We start from the raw sequence: 14,419 nt of genomic DNA, 5'->3' as shown, positions 1-14,419 counted from the left end.
CAAAATCCCATCATAAGCCTTTGATTTTAGGCGATCGTGCGCCGAAACCCTTCGCTCGCCCGCATCAAATTATCGGTATAGGCCTGAGTGACCTTGCCGCTCGCGAGATCAGCTGCATCGAGCTGTTCGACGATATCGCCGTTCTGCATGACGACCAGCCGTTCGCACATATGGGTGATGACGGCGAGGTCGTGGCTGACCATGACGAAGGTCAGCTTGCGGTCGCGGCGGATCTGTTCAAGCAGGTTGAGAACTTCGGCCTGCACCGAGGCGTCGAGGGCCGATGTAGGTTCGTCGAGGAGAAGGATTGAGGGCTCGACGATCAGCGCGCGGGCGATGGCTATGCGCTGGCGCTGGCCGCCGGAAAGCTGGTGCGGATAACGGAAGCGGAACCCCGAGCCGAGGCCCACCTCGTCGAGCGCCCGGACAATGCGCTGTTCACCATCGCTGAAGCCGTGAATTGCGAGCGGTTCGAGCAGCAGGCGATCGATGGTCTGGCGTGGGTGAAGCGAGCCGTAGGGGTCCTGGAAGACCATCTGCACGGTGCGGTAGAAGGCCTTGTCGCGCGGCGTGGTGAGTGGCTTGCCATCAATGCGGATCTCGCCGGATTGAACCGGCGCAAGGCCCGCGACGGCGCGCAGCAGCGTTGATTTTCCGGATCCGGATTCACCAACCAACCCAAAGGATTCCCCCCGCGCCACCTCGATGCTCACGCCTTTCAGCGCGCGGAAATGATCGAAGGCGACTTCGAGATTGCTGATCGAGAGCGCATTCGTCATAGCGACCACTCCGCCTGGCGCTGGAGAGTGGGCAGGGGATGCCGGTCGGCACCGATCTTCGGCATGCAGTCGAGCAGGCCACGCGTATAGGGATGCCTGGCATTGGCAAGGTCGCTTGCCGCGATCTCCTCGACGATGCGGCCGGCATACATGACGATGACGCGGTCGCAGAAGGAGGAGACAAGGCGCAGGTCGTGGCTGATGAAGATCAGCCCCATGCCGCGGTCCGCCACCAGCCTGTCGAGAATGCCGAGCACTTCGAGCTGGACCGTGACATCGAGCGCCGAGGTCGGCTCGTCGGCGATGAGCAGTTCCGGGCCCGCGATCAGCATCATGGCGATCATCGCGCGTTGTCCCATGCCGCCGGAGACTTCGTGCGGATAGAGGTTGAAGACGCGTTCGGGATCGCGGATCTGCACGGCTTCCAGCATCTGAAGCGCGCGCGACCGCGCTTCGTTCCGGCTCACGTCTTCGTGGGTGCGGAGCGTTTCGACGATCTGGCGGCCAACGGACATGACAGGGTTGAGCGAATATTTCGGGTCCTGCAGCACCATGGCTATACGGCTACCGCGCAGGGTCCGACGTTGACGCGCAGAGACATTGAGAAGATCGATGCCGTCAAAGTCGAGGCGTTTCGCGGTCACTTGGGCATGGGGCGGCGTCAGCCCCATGATGGCGCGGCCGGTCTGCGACTTGCCGGAACCGGATTCGCCGACGATGCCAAGTCGTTCGCGCCCGAGCGAGAAGGAAACGCCGCGGACCGCCTCAATCGTTCCCGTGCGGGTGGGAAAGCGCACGCGCAGCTCATCGACCTGGAGAAGCGTGCTCATTGGTTGCTTCCCCTCGGATCGAGCGCATCGCGCAGACCGTCGCCGAGAAGGTTGAAGCCGAGGCTGACAATGAGGATCGCCAGACCCGGCATGGCGGCAACCCACCATTGGTCGAGAATGAAACGGCGGCCAGAGGCGATCATCGCGCCCCATTCCGGCAAGGGCGGCTGCGCGCCGAGGCCGAGGAAGCCGAGGCCGGCGGCAGTCAGGATGATGCCCGCCATGTCCAGCGTCACGCGCACGATGAGCGATGACAGGCAAAGCGGCATGATGTGGCGGACGACGATGCGCGTAGGAGATGCGCCCATCAGCTGCACGGCGGCGATATAGTCGGAATTGCGCACGGTCAGCGTTTCGGCCCGGGCCATGCGCGCATAGGGCGGCCATGAGGTGATGGCAATGGCAATGACGGCGTTCTCGATGCCGGGTCCAAGCGCTGCGACGAAGGCGAGCGCGAGGATAAGTTTCGGAAAGGCCAGGAAGATATCGGTAATGCGCATCAACACCGCATCAACCCAACCACCGGCATAGCCGGCAACGGTCCCGACGAGAAGGCCGATGGGCGCGGCGATGATGGCGACGAGCAGGACAACGTAGAGCGTCAGTCGCGAACCGTAGATCAGCCGCGAAAGGATATCGCGGCCTTGATCGTCTGTGCCCAGCAGAAATTCGCCGCCGGGCGGCAGCAGCCGCGTGGTGCGCAGATCGCCGACCGTAGGCGAATAGGGCGCCAGCAGATCGGCGAAGGCGGCAACGAAGAGCAGCGCCAGGATGATGACGAGACCGACAACAGCCAGCTTGTTGGCGGTAAACCGCCGCCAGATCATGTAGAAGCGGCCGAGCCGCGCCTGCATACGCGATTGGGGGCGCTCGGAGAGGAGCCAATCGCGAAGGGTTTGCGGGCTTGTTTCTGCGGTCTCGCTCATCGGGCGCGCGTCCTTGGATCGAGTGTTCGATAGAGAAGATCGGAAACGAGGTTGAGCGCGATGAAAACCGAACCGATGATAATGGTGCCGCCCAGGACCGCGTTCATGTCAGCGTTCTGCAGCGAGTTGGTGATGTATTGGCCAAGTCCCGGCCAGGCGAAGACAGTCTCGGTGAGGACCGAGCCTTCCAGAAGGCCAGCATAGGATAGCGCGATCACGGTCACCAGCGGCACGGCGGCATTGCGCAGCGCATGCCGCCAGATGATGCGGCTCTCTGAAAGGCCCTTGGCGCGCGCGGCGACGACATATTCCTGTTCAAGCTCGTTGAGCATGAAAGAGCGGGTCATGCGGCTGACATAGGCGAGCGAATAATAGCCCAGGAGGCAGGCGGGAAGGATGATGTGGCTCAGGATGTTGCGGAGCGCATCCCACTGGCGCTGCATGATGGCATCAATGATGTAGAATCCGGTGATCGGCGTGAAAGTGTATTCGAACACGACATCTATACGTCCTGGACCCGCAGTCCAGCCGAGACGGGCATAGAAGATGAGGAGCGCAATCAGACCGAGCCAGAAGATCGGCACTGAATAGCCGAAGAGGCCGATGACCCGCACCGTCTGGTCGATGAAGCTGCCGCGCTTCACCGCCGCCAGAACGCCAAGCGGAACGCCAATCAGCGAGCCGATGATCGTTCCGAGCGTGGCCAGTTCCATCGTCGCCGGAAAAACGCGGCGAATATCAGTCATCACCGGATTGGTGGTCAGCACCGAGGTGCCGAAATCGCCTTGGAGGACCTTCGAGACATAGATGTAGAATTGGGTATAGAGCGGTTCGTTCAGCCCCAGTTCCTGGCGCACGCGCGCAATGGTGCTGGCCGGCGCCCGGTCACCTACGATGGAGAGAACCGGATCGATGGGAATGACGCGGCCGATGAAAAAGGTTACGGCGAGAAGGCCAAGATAAGTGGTGGCCACAATCGCCAGGAATGTGCCGATCGAAATAGCGAATTTGATGACGCGGGCGCGTCTGCGCCCGGCCGTCTGTGTCAGGTCAAGTGAAGCCACGGTTTATTTCTTTGATACCGTGTAGACATAATTAGTCGAGAAGGACGGACCCAGCCGGTAGTTCTCGACGTTACCGCGGACACCGGCCACTTCGGTCTGCTGGAACAGGATGACGTAGGGGCCGGTTTCCAGAACCTTCTTCTGGAGGTCGTGATACATCTCGATACGCTTGGCTGTGTCACGCTCGAGCACCGCAGCCCTGGTTTCCTTGGTCAGTTCCGGGATATCCCATGAATTGCGCCAGGCGAGCGTCGTCGAAGAGGCACCGTCCTTGTTATCAGGATTGCTGGAGAAGGTGTCTGCATTGCTATGGGGATCCCAGTAGTCCATGCCCCATTGGCCGATATACATATCGTGATTGCGGGCGCGGTACTTGGTCAGCGTCTGCTTGCCATCGCCGGGGATGATCTCAAGCTTGACGCCTGCTTTGGCAAAGGTCTGCTGCACAGACTCGGCGATGCCTGTAACCGGCTGGTTATTACGCACATCCATCGTGACCGAGAACCCATCCTTGAGGCCGGCTTTCTCCAGGAGTTCCTTGGCCTTATTGACATCGAGCTTGTAGGGCATCTCATCCAGTTCGCCGAGAACGCCCTTGGGCAGGAATGTCTGGTGCAGCGTGCCGATACCTTTGATGAGGGTCGCACCGATCGCTTCATAATCAACCAGATATTTCAATGCTTCGCGCACTTCCGGCTTTGCCAGCGTCTCGTTCTTCTGGTTCAGGCTGAAATAATAGATCGTGCCTTTAGGCGCATTGGTCAGCGAAATGCTGTCTTCCTTGGAAACCGCGTCAAGGTCGCCGGGCTCCAGATTGCGCGCGACGTCCACATCGCCCTTTTCAAGCAGCAGGCGCTGCGTCGCGCTCTCCTTGACGTGGCGATAGATGACGCGGACGAGCTTTGCCTTTTCGCCATGATAATTGTCGTTGCGTTCCAGAACGAGGATCTCATTGGCGCGCCAATCGCGGATCTTCATAGGGCCGGAGCCGGCATAATGGGTCTTCAGCCAGGCATTGCCATAGTCATTGTCAACGACATTCTCCAGGACCAGCTTCTTGTCGACGACTGAAGCCACGTCTGCAGTCAGGCAGTTGAGCACGAAGCTTGGAGCATAGGGCTGATCGAGGGTCAGGACGAAGGTGGATGGATCGGTGGCCTTGGCTTTTTCCTCCACGTTGTCGGCTGTTATGCCGAACTGGGTGAGGATAAAGACCGGGCTCTTGTCGAGCTTCACCGCGCGCTGGATCGAGAAAGCCACATCTTCGGCCGTGACCGGATTGCCGGAGGCGAATTTGAGATCGGGCTTGATCTTGAACGTATAGGTCAGGCCATCCTCGGAAACGGTCCAGCTTTCAGCGATATCTTTCGTGACATTCGACGTATCATTGATGTCGAGGCGAACCAGCCGATCATAGCTGTTGCCCAGAATTTCGCCTGTGCTGAGCTCGAAGGATTCGGCGGGATCGAGCGTGATGATGTCATCGAACGCAAAAGCGATCACGAGCGTGTCCTGCGGAGTCGCGGTCCAAGCTGGTCCCGTAACCGCCATGATGGCGGAAATCGCAGCACCGGCGGCAAGAATACGAAATCGTCCCAAATTCATCATCATTACCATTGTTCCCTTTGTCTCAACTTCTTGGGTCCGGCGCTGGTCAGCCGACAGGGCTTTCATGCCAGGCGGAGCGCAGCACCCTTAGCCAGTTCTCACGGCATATTTTTGCGAGCTCGTCTTCACCATATCCGGCCTTGCGCAAGCCGACAATCAGGTTTTGCGTGCCCGCGGCGTCGCCGATCTCACGGGGGATCAGTGCGCCGTCAAAGTCCGAGCCGAGCGCGACACAGTCGATGCCTGCGCGCGAAACCATATAGTCGATATGACGGACCATATCGTCGATTGGCGTGTCGCCATTCTCTCTCCCGTCGGGGCGCAGCATCGTGACGGCATAGTTGAGGCCGACAAGCCCCTTGCGTTCCGCGATTGCATCGAGCTGGCGATCCGTAAGGTTGCGAGCAACGGGGGTCAACGCATGGGCGTTGGAATGGCTGGCGACCAGTGGCTGATCGCTCAGCTTCGCGACGTCCCAGAAGCCCTTTTCGGTGATATGGGCGAGGTCGATCAATATGCCGAGCCTGTTGCAGGCCTTGACGAGCTCGCGGCCGGCATCCGTCAGCCCAGGACCGGTGTCGGGGCTCATGGGATAGGCGAAGGGAACGCCATGGCCGAAAATATTGTTGCGGCTCCAGACGGGGCCGAGCGAGCGCAGGCCGGCGGCATAGAACACTTCTAGCGCCGACAGGTCCTTGTCGATCGCCTCGCATCCTTCCATGTGGAGGACGGCGGCGAAGCGGTCCTCGGCCACGGCCTTGTCTATATCGGCGCCGCTACGGCACAGGCTCCAGCCGCCCGCCTGCTCGATCCGGTAAGCAATGGCGGCGAGCTCAAGCGCGATGTCGAGGGAGCGCGGGCGTTCGAGAGGTGGGGAAAGCGGCGTCTCATAATGGCCGTTCGCATCCGGGGCTTTCAGCACAAGGCCCTTTTCGGACGGGATATAGATGGCGCAGAGGCCGCCCATGACACCACCCTTGCGCGCGCGCGGCAGGTCGAGATGGCCCTGCTTGATGCCGTCGATGAATTCCCGGGCAGGATCCGAGCCTTTGCGGGCATTCTTCCACAATCTCAAAAGCACATCATTATGACCGTCGAAAACGGCTTGCATCGCGTGATCCTCATTTTACGGGAGGGAAGGAGCGGTAACGTCGGGGGAATTTAGACGACAAGCTGTGGTGAGTCGCCATCTTCGTGCAAGTTTGCGAAGGAAAATTTCCAGGCGCGCAACGGTGCAGTATAGCTTTTTGCACGCAACGGTATGTTCTTATTATAAAATTCAAAAAATAGACTACCAAAATATATAATATATAGGCTCCATTTAATTGGGGTTTCTTTCGGTGAATTTCTGGTGCACGATACTTGTGCTGGCAACCCACCCAGCCTTGAGACCCGGTGCTCCCAAGCCCGCTAGCCCCGGATTGTCGGGTCTCATCTTTCCTTCCTCCTCCCCAAAGGAAAAGCCGCCCAACAAGGCGGCTTTTTCTATTTGTCTTTGCAAGTTAAATCGATCTAGAACTTGTAGTTTACACCTGCCTTGATCGCGTGGTTGCTTAAATTATCGCGCTGAGTGCGTCCTCCAACTTCCGTCTTTACATCGCCGAAGCGCATATAATCATATTCGGCCTTGACCGAGAGAGGTCCGGAGATCACCTGTTCGACGCCCGCGCCGAGGAGGACACCACCTTCCCAGTCGCTGCCTGATGTGACGGTGCCTTTCGGCTTGAACTTGGTCGCGCCATAGCCCAGCGCGCCATAGATCAGCGTCTTGTCCATGGCAATGCCGGCGCGCGCCTTGGCGACACCGCTCCAGGACTGCTGCAGCGTTCCGCCGCGTCCGAGACGATGTTCCGCTTCGGCGAAGTTTGCTTCAAGCTCGCCGCCATAGACGAACTTGCCGTTCTGGAAGTTCTTGCCCACGACAACACCGCCGAGCGCGCCGGTGCGATTGGAGAAGGGGTTGGGAAACTCGGAAGAGGACGCGCCGATCTGCGCACCGACATAGTTGCCCGACCAGTCCTGGGCGGTATCGAGCGGAGCCGGGTCGGCATAATAGTCGCCCGTTCCGAGATCGGCTGCCGATGCAGCGGCGACGGGGAGGGTGGCAACAAGCCCTGCGAGGGCGGCGAGATAAAGATTGCGCCTGGACATGATCGAACTCCAATAAGCAAATGCACCGGCATTCATGGGCTTGCCGGTTGCTGGGTTTGGGCACGGTTGAACGGGCTGCTCGCACGTGCCGGAAAACTGTCGGCTTTCAGAAAAAGCTTGAGCTTTCATCCAGGTCAAATGCGCCGAAAATGCATAAAGTTCGAGATTAATTGTATGGTTTAACTGGGCAAATTCCGCTCATGCTTAACAACTGGTAAAAGTTCAGTTTAGCGGCCAGAAATAGAGCAAGGCTGGGATCGCCGCCAGCACGATGATGGCAGACAGCGGCAGGCCAAGGCGCGGGTAATCGCTGAATTTATAGCCGCCGGGGCCCATGACGAGCGTATTGCACTGATGGCCGATGGGCGTGAGAAAATCGCAGCCCGCGCCGATGGCGACAGCCATCAGGAACGCATCGGGACGAAATCCGAGGCCAGTGGCGAAGCTGGTAGCGATCGGCGCCATGACCAGAACCGTCGCGGCATTATTGAGAAACGGCGTAACGGCCATGGCCGTGATGAGGATCAGCGCAAGCGCGCCATAGGGCGGCAATTCGTGGCCGAAGACGGTCAACCATTTTGCAATGACGTCGCTCGCGCCCGTCGTCCGCAAGGCGTCGCTGACGGGTATGAGGGTGGCCAGCATGACGAGAATGGGGCCGTTGACCGCGCTATAGACTTCGCGGACGGGAATCGTCCGGAAAAGCACCATGGCGACTGCGGCTGCAAAGAAGGCGATGGAAACAGGCAGCATTCCCAGCGCGGTGGTCCCCATGGCGATAATGAGAATGACGAGCGGGATCAATCCACGGCGGAAGCTACCGAGCAGGATCGACCGCCTTGCCAGGGGCAGGCAGCCGAACTCGCGCAGGACGTTCGGCAGGTTCGTGTCCTTGCCCTGGAGCACGATGACATCGCCCAGGCGGAAGACGATCTCGCCAAGCCGCTCCTTGATGCGCTCGCCCTGGCGGCTTATGGCGAGAAGATTGACATCAAATCTGTCGAACAGCGCCAATTGCCGGGCCGACAGCCCAATGAGCGGCGAGCCGTCAACCACAACCGCCTCGATCGCGTCGATCTCGGCCGAGCTCTCATCTGCCGAAGGCTTGCGTTCGGCGGAAAGCACCAGTTTTCCCTGGTTGATGATCTGATCGAGCGCCTTCGGATCTCCCTCGATCAGCAGAACGTCGTTTTCGCGCAGGATGGCATCGGGGAGCGGCGGCATGTGCCGGTCGCCGCGCACGATGGAGGTGACCTTCGCATCGCCTTCGGCTGACTTTACCAGATGGGCTACCGTCTTGCCGAGCGCCGAGGATTCCTTCGACACTCTCGCCTCGGAGACGTAATTGTTGATCTCTATGGCGTCATCCATGGAGGCCGTTTCCCGGGTTCGGGCTGGAACGAGCCAATAGAACAAGATCAGGAAGACGATGCCGACGACCGCGAGCGTTGCGCCTACGGGCGTGAAATCGAACATCGTAAAACTCTGCCCGGTCATCTCGCCGCGAATGCGCGAAACGACGATATTGGGCGAGGTTCCAATCTGGGTCATCAGGCCGCCGAGCAGCGAGCCGAAGGCCATGGGCATCAGGAAGACGGATGGCGAGACATTCGAACGCTTGGCGAACTGAAAGGCGATCGGGATCATGATCGCCAGCGCACCGATATTCTTGACGAATGCCGAAAGCACGGTAACGGTGATGACCAGGACGGCCAATTGCCCTCTGACCGAGGTCAATTTCGGCGTCAGCCGCTGGATCACGGTTTCCATCAAACCTGATCTTGCCACACCGGCGCTGACGACGAGCGCGCTGGCGACGATGATCACGATCTCATCGCTAAACCCTTTGAACGCGGCATCGAAGGGTACCACGCCAACGGTGACCGCAAGGAGAAGAGAGCACGCCGCCACGATATCGTAGCGGAAACGGCCCCAGACGAACGCCGCCATCATTAGCCCGATCACGATAACGGCCAATATCTGCTGGGGTGTCATGAGGGCGCCTTCACTCCGGCTGAGTGCAAATTTCCAATTGTCCCGAGCCGCCGCAGCGGGACGGCGACTCGCCCAATATCATCCGGCTTCATGCAAAGAAAGCCGGATCGAAAACAGGTCGAGAGGAGCGTGTGGCTTTTTTCTTCAACGCATTTCCCTATTTGTCCTGCAACCAGGTTTGATGTCATAGGTTGAAATATGGCAGGCTTCGAATCTTTTCGGGAGATAGAACGGTTGAAGATCGTTTTTGGTTCGTGGCCGATTCGTGTTTTTGCGAGTATTCCCTTTCATAATTTCCTCGCGCTCGTGAACGAGGCGGGAGAGCCCTTGCGCGAGCTCAATGGTGGCGCGCGAAAACCTGACGGAACCTATCATTACCAAGCTCTCAGTGGGCCGTTGACGGCGATCGAGACGGACTATTCGCAACGCAATCCGCTGTATTTTCCGGAGTTCAGCATTCGACCGACATCGCGCGCCGCTGTCCTGTTCGAGGGAAACGCCAAAGACATCAACGAACTCTGGTCCGGGGCGCTCACCGCCGCGCAGGCCATCGAGCGTGCCAGGCTCCGTTATTCACCGCTTCGCAGGAACAGCAATTCCGTTGCCGCAACCCTCGTACAGGCCATGGGATTGGCATTGCCGAGAGCCGCGTGCAGTGTGCTGCGCGCTCCGGGCGGGCGATGCGTGTTGCTCAATGGCAATGCGCAGTAAGCCTGCCTCGGTTCGCCGTCAGAGCTATCAGTTTCATGACATTCTCGCGCCCTTTGCCCAGGGCGCAGAGAGATCGCGCGCCAATTTCAAATGCTACGCGTTGCCCGATGTTCATCCAGCAACGTGTCTATGACCTGTCGTGATTTCTCGACTTCGCGCTGATTTTTGTCTTGGCCGGCAACGACAATCAGGGCTTTCCATAGCGCCCATCCTCGGGCACGGGCCCAGGTGTCATCGTCAAGTGAAAGCGTGTTGCGAAATGTCTCGCGGCTCTCGCCTGAAAAGAGTGTCCATGCGATCACAAGATCGCTCGCCGGGTCACCCACGGCGGAACTGCCGAAATCGATGACGGCGCAAAGCTTGCCATGCTCGACGAGCAGATTGCCCCAGGAGACGTCTCCGTGCACCCAGACAGGCGCGCGCTGCCAAATCGAAGCGAGGGCGTCTGTCCAGATTTCTTCGGCAACGATCGTATCCATACGGCCCTTCATGGTAACAAGTGCTGCCCGTGTTTCGCGGTCGTAGACGTTGAGATCACCACCACGATGGAAATTGTGCGCACCGGGAGGCGGGGCGTCTGGGTCAACGTCGATCCGGTAAAGCGCCGCGAGAAAACCGGCGAGTGCGCGTGCAAATCCAACAAAGTCGCCAATCCTGAAATCGCTTGCGGGCTCGCCGTCCAGCCAACGATAAATGGACCAAGGCCAGGGATAATCCGCATCGGGCGCCCCTTGCGCCAGAGGCCGGGGGATAGGCAATGGTAGCTGTGGCGCAAGCAGCGGCAGCCAGCGATGTTCCTTTGCCACTTGAGCGGCGTAGCCGGCGGCGCTCGGCAGGCGGACCGTCATGGTGTCGCCCAAGCGGAAGGTGCGGTTGTCCCATCCTCCGGGCTCGACCATTTTGATCGGGAGATCGGACCATTGCGGAAACTGCGCCGCAATCAGGCGACGAACGAGTGCTGCATCTATCCGGGGGGCGGCTGTGTTGTCATTATTCGGCATGCAGGAAGACTAGTGGGTCCGTCGGTCGGATGCCACCCCAGGCCGCCATCAGAATGCCGCCACACTTGTTACTCCCACCTCGGGATTCCAGATGGCAAACTATCTCAGGACCCGTAACGCCAATTCGGACGAATGAGGAAGCCATGACTATATCAACAGAAAACACACGGAGAAATGGACAGTCCGCCATGCGTACACCAGCGGTGGTCTCACCGCAGGTGTGGGAGGCGGCTCGCGAGCAGCTTCTCCTCAAGGAAAAGGCGCATACCCGCGCCCGTGACGCCTTGGCCGCCGAGCGCCGGCGAATGCCCTGGATGGCGGTGGAGAAAACCTATGCATTCGATGGACCCGAGGGCAAGGCCACTCTGCTTGATCTCTTCGACGGCCGACGTCAGTTGATCGTCTACCGTGCCTTCTTCGAACCGGGTGTGTTCGGCTGGCCTGACCATGCCTGCCGGGGTTGCTCCCTGGTGGCCGATCAGGTTGCCCATGTGGCCCATCTCAACGCCCGTGACACGACCCTCGTTTTCGTCTCGCGTGCGCCCCAGGCCGATATTGCGCGGCTGAAGGCGCGGATGGGCTGGAAGATGCCGTGGTATACCATATCGGACAGCTTTGACGCTGACTTCGACGTGGGCGAGTGGCATGGCACCAACGTGTTCTACCGCGACGGCGACCGCGTGTTCCGCACCTACTTCATCAACAATCGCGGCGACGAACAGATGGGCAGCACCTGGAACTACCTCGATATCACGCCGCTTGGCCGGCAGGAGGTCTGGGAGGATTCGCCCGAGGGCTATCCCCAGACGCCGACTTACAAATGGTGGAACTGGCATGACAGCTACGCTGCAGATGCCACGCCCGACCAGAAATGGGTCGAGGTGTCGGACGCCGGAGAGGCGGCAATGCGTAACCGGGATGCGAACAAGACGGCCTGAGCCCAAACTGATGCCGAGCGGAAGTCCAGTGCGTTCGCGCTGGACTTCCGCTATCTCAAAGCTTGAGCGTGCGAAGGCGCAGGGCGTTGGCGATCACCGACACGGAGGACAGGCTCATGGCCGCCGCCGCGAGCATTGGTGAGAGCAGGATACCGAAGACGGGATAAAGCACGCCCGCCGCGATCGGCACGCCCAGCACATTGTAGACAAAGGCAAGGAACAGGTTCTGCTTGATGTTGCGGATCGTTGCTTCCGCCAGATGGCGGGCGCGGACGATGCCGCTGAGATCGCCCTTTACCAGCGTGATTCCGGCGCTTTCCATGGCCACATCGGCGCCTGTGCCCATGGCGATGCCGACATAGGCGGCGGCAAGAGCCGGGGCGTCGTTGACGCCGTCGCCGGCCATCGCGACCTTCGCGCCTTTTGCCTGCAACTGATCGACCAACGCCTTCTTGCCCTCCGGCAGGACACCGGCACGCACTTCGTCGATGCCGAGCTTCGCCGCGACTGCCTTTGCCGTGCGCTCCTCGTCACCGGTCGCCATGATGATCTTCAGGCCGCGCGCGTGCAACTGACTGATCGCCGCCGCCGCATTCTCCTTGATCGGGTCGGCAACAGCTACAAGGCCGGCGATCTTGCCGTCGATGGCGACATACATCGCGGTTTTTCCTGCTGTGCGCAATTTATCGGCCTGGTCTTTCAGGGGAACGACGGCGAGGCCGAGATCCTCCATCATCGCGGCATTGCCCAGCGCCACCAGCTTGCCGGAGATCTGACCTTTGACGCCCTTGCCGGTGACGGCATCAAATTCGCTCGTGTCTTGCAGCTTGATACCGCGTGCGTTGGCACCCTCGACGATCGCCTCGGCCAAGGGATGCTCCGAGCCCCGTTCGAGGCTGGCGGCGAGCGACAGCAAATCATCTTCGCCAAAACCCGGTGCCGCTATGACATCGGTAAGCTTTGGCCTGCCTTCGGTCAGGGTGCCCGTCTTGTCGATGATGATCGTATCGACCTTGGCGAAACGTTCCAGCGCCTCGGCATCCCTGGTGAGGACGCCCGCCTGCGCCCCGCGTCCGGTGGCGGTCATCACCGACATCGGCGTCGCCAGGCCCAGTGCACAGGGACAGGCGATGATCAGCACCGAGACCGCGGAGACGATGGCATGGATCATGCTGGGCGCCGGGCCGAATATCGCCCAGGTGGCGAAGGCCGTGACGGCGACGAGAATGACGGCCGGCACGAAATAGAAGGCGACGGCATCGGCAAGTCCCTGGATGGGCGCGCGGGAGCGCTGGGCCTTTGCCACCATCTCGACGATCTGCGATAACATGGTTTCGGCGCCGACTTTTTCAGCACGCATGATGAGCGAACCATTCCTGTTGAGCGTGCCGCCGGTAATCCTGTCGTCCGCCACCTTCTCTACCGGGACCGGTTCGCCGGTGATCATCGATTCATCGATCGAGGAGCGGCCTTCGACCACCACGCCGTCGACGGGAACAGCCTCGCCCGGGCGAATGCGCAGGCGGTCGCCTACCTGCACCTTATCGAGCGGTACGTCCGTCTCAGAACCATCCCGGGCGATGCGGCGCGCGGTGTTCGGTGCGAGGTTGAGGAGCGCGCGGATTGCCGATCCCGTGCGTTCGCGCGCTTTCAGTTCCAGCACCTGACCGAGAAAGACGAGCGCGACGATGACCGCCGCCGCCTCGAAATAGACGGGTACCGAGCCGCCATGGCCGCGGAAGGAATGGGGGAACATGTCGGGGAAGAGCGTTGCCACGACGCTGTAGCCATAGGCGGTTCCAACCCCGATGGATATCAGCGTCCACATGTTGGGGCTGCGGTTGACGACGGAATCCCAGCCGCGCTTGAAGAACGGCAGGGCAGCCCAGAGAACGACCGGCGTGGCCAGGATGAGTTCGAGCCAGGCGGCAGTGCGCTCGCCGATCCAGTCGCGGACCGGCAGGCCGAACATCGGCCCCATGGTCACGACGAGAAGCGGGATGGAACAGGCGGCACTTATCCAGAGCCGATGAGTGAAATCGACCAGCTCCGGGTTGGGACCCTCATCGCCGGTAGGCACGCCCATGGGCTCGAGCGCCATGCCGCAAAGCGGGCAGGAGCCGGGCTTGTCCCGGACGATCTCCGGATGCATCGGGCAGGTGTAGAGCGTGCCAGGCTTCGCCGGCTCCTGCGGCCTTGGCTCGCCGCTGGCATAGCGCGCAGGATCGGCCTCGAATTTCTTGTGGCATCCGGCGGAGCAGAAATGAAAGACCCTGCCTTCATATTCGGCCGTGGGCTTTCCCGCGTTGGGATCGACATTCATCCCGCAAACGGGATCGCGGGCGAGCGGCTGATCGGCAGCCCCTTTGCCGGGATGGTGATGTTCGTGCCCGTGATCGTGGCAGCACTGAGCCAT

General features: G+C 60.4%; 12 protein-coding genes. 2 read left to right on the top strand and 10 right to left on the bottom strand.

Annotation, left to right across the window (positions count from 1 at the left end):
• Positions 1-26: 26 nt before the first annotated feature.
• The 8 genes from DUT91_RS08905 to DUT91_RS08870 form a co-directional block, all read right to left on the bottom strand.
• The gene (locus DUT91_RS08905; protein ID WP_114440003.1) at positions 27-779 is read right to left on the bottom strand and encodes an ABC transporter ATP-binding protein; all 753 of its coding nucleotides are present in this window, start codon (positions 777-779) and stop codon (positions 27-29) included.
• Positions 776-1,609 carry an ABC transporter ATP-binding protein gene (locus DUT91_RS08900; RefSeq protein ID WP_114440002.1) on the bottom strand — a complete coding sequence of 278 codons (834 nt, stop codon included), beginning with the start codon at positions 1,607-1,609 and terminating at the stop codon, positions 776-778. The genes DUT91_RS08905 and DUT91_RS08900 overlap by 4 nt, the downstream gene beginning before the upstream one ends.
• The gene (gene nikC, locus DUT91_RS08895) at positions 1,606-2,535 is read right to left on the bottom strand and encodes a nickel transporter permease (protein ID WP_114440001.1); all 930 of its coding nucleotides are present in this window, start codon (positions 2,533-2,535) and stop codon (positions 1,606-1,608) included. The genes DUT91_RS08900 and nikC overlap by 4 nt, the downstream gene beginning before the upstream one ends.
• The gene (locus DUT91_RS08890) at positions 2,532-3,536 is read right to left on the bottom strand and encodes an ABC transporter permease (protein WP_425373773.1); all 1,005 of its coding nucleotides are present in this window, start codon (positions 3,534-3,536) and stop codon (positions 2,532-2,534) included. The genes nikC and DUT91_RS08890 overlap by 4 nt, the downstream gene beginning before the upstream one ends.
• Positions 3,537-3,602: 66 nt before the next feature.
• The gene (locus DUT91_RS08885) at positions 3,603-5,210 is read right to left on the bottom strand and encodes an ABC transporter substrate-binding protein (RefSeq protein ID WP_114440000.1); all 1,608 of its coding nucleotides are present in this window, start codon (positions 5,208-5,210) and stop codon (positions 3,603-3,605) included.
• A gap of 43 nt (positions 5,211-5,253) precedes the next feature.
• On the bottom strand, positions 5,254-6,318 hold the full coding sequence (locus DUT91_RS08880; protein WP_114439999.1) for a dipeptidase: 1,065 nt from the start codon (positions 6,316-6,318) through the stop codon (positions 5,254-5,256).
• Positions 6,319-6,719: 401 nt separating this feature from the next.
• Positions 6,720-7,358 (bottom strand): outer membrane protein, encoded by a 639-nt coding sequence (locus DUT91_RS08875; protein ID WP_114440194.1) that lies wholly within the window; start codon positions 7,356-7,358, stop codon positions 6,720-6,722.
• Between the two features lie 222 nt (positions 7,359-7,580).
• The gene (locus tag DUT91_RS08870) at positions 7,581-9,353 is read right to left on the bottom strand and encodes an SLC13 family permease (RefSeq protein WP_114439998.1); all 1,773 of its coding nucleotides are present in this window, start codon (positions 9,351-9,353) and stop codon (positions 7,581-7,583) included.
• 234 nt (positions 9,354-9,587) lie between these two features.
• Between DUT91_RS08870 and DUT91_RS08865 the strand changes: the two genes are divergently transcribed.
• Complete coding sequence (locus tag DUT91_RS08865) at positions 9,588-10,064, top strand: hypothetical protein (RefSeq protein ID WP_147272168.1); 477 nt, start codon at positions 9,588-9,590, stop codon at positions 10,062-10,064.
• Positions 10,065-10,150: 86 nt separating this feature from the next.
• On the opposite strand, the gene DUT91_RS08860 is transcribed toward DUT91_RS08865, so the two are convergent.
• Positions 10,151-11,065 carry an aminoglycoside phosphotransferase family protein gene (locus DUT91_RS08860; protein ID WP_114439996.1) on the bottom strand — a complete coding sequence of 305 codons (915 nt, stop codon included), beginning with the start codon at positions 11,063-11,065 and terminating at the stop codon, positions 10,151-10,153.
• A 143-nt stretch (positions 11,066-11,208) separates the two neighbouring features.
• Here DUT91_RS08860 and DUT91_RS08855 point away from each other — a divergent pair, with 143 nt between their 5' ends.
• The gene (locus DUT91_RS08855) at positions 11,209-12,003 is read left to right on the top strand and encodes a DUF899 domain-containing protein (protein ID WP_200834928.1); all 795 of its coding nucleotides are present in this window, start codon (positions 11,209-11,211) and stop codon (positions 12,001-12,003) included.
• A 55-nt stretch (positions 12,004-12,058) separates the two neighbouring features.
• Here the strand turns inward: DUT91_RS08855 and DUT91_RS08850 are convergent, their stop codons facing one another.
• Positions 12,059-14,419 carry a heavy metal translocating P-type ATPase gene (locus DUT91_RS08850; RefSeq protein ID WP_114439994.1) on the bottom strand — a complete coding sequence of 787 codons (2,361 nt, stop codon included), beginning with the start codon at positions 14,417-14,419 and terminating at the stop codon, positions 12,059-12,061.

The organism is Paramesorhizobium salinisoli, from assembly GCF_003335045.1.
Taxonomy (GTDB): domain Bacteria; phylum Pseudomonadota; class Alphaproteobacteria; order Rhizobiales; family Rhizobiaceae; genus Paramesorhizobium; species Paramesorhizobium salinisoli.
The sequence above is the reverse complement of the archived record's forward strand: the minus strand, read 5'-3'. Positions and strand labels throughout refer to the sequence as shown.

What these genes read in the sequence shown, in the direction of transcription:
- DUT91_RS08880 (WP_114439999.1), bottom strand. Translation starts at nt 6,318, where the DNA reads ATGCAAGCCGTTTTCGACGGTCATAATGATGTGCTTTTGAGATTGTGG.
- DUT91_RS08850 (WP_114439994.1), bottom strand. Translation starts at nt 14,419, where the DNA reads ATGGCTCAGTGCTGCCACGATCACGGGCACGAACATCACCATCCCGGC.
- DUT91_RS08875 (WP_114440194.1), bottom strand. Translation starts at nt 7,358, where the DNA reads ATGTCCAGGCGCAATCTTTATCTCGCCGCCCTCGCAGGGCTTGTTGCC.
- nikC (WP_114440001.1), bottom strand. Translation starts at nt 2,535, where the DNA reads ATGAGCGAGACCGCAGAAACAAGCCCGCAAACCCTTCGCGATTGGCTC.
- DUT91_RS08905 (WP_114440003.1), bottom strand. Translation starts at nt 779, where the DNA reads ATGACGAATGCGCTCTCGATCAGCAATCTCGAAGTCGCCTTCGATCAT.
- DUT91_RS08900 (WP_114440002.1), bottom strand. Translation starts at nt 1,609, where the DNA reads ATGAGCACGCTTCTCCAGGTCGATGAGCTGCGCGTGCGCTTTCCCACC.
- DUT91_RS08870 (WP_114439998.1), bottom strand. Translation starts at nt 9,353, where the DNA reads ATGACACCCCAGCAGATATTGGCCGTTATCGTGATCGGGCTAATGATG.
- DUT91_RS08855 (WP_200834928.1), top strand. Translation starts at nt 11,209, where the DNA reads ATGACTATATCAACAGAAAACACACGGAGAAATGGACAGTCCGCCATG.
- DUT91_RS08885 (WP_114440000.1), bottom strand. Translation starts at nt 5,210, where the DNA reads ATGATGATGAATTTGGGACGATTTCGTATTCTTGCCGCCGGTGCTGCG.
- DUT91_RS08860 (WP_114439996.1), bottom strand. Translation starts at nt 11,065, where the DNA reads ATGCCGAATAATGACAACACAGCCGCCCCCCGGATAGATGCAGCACTC.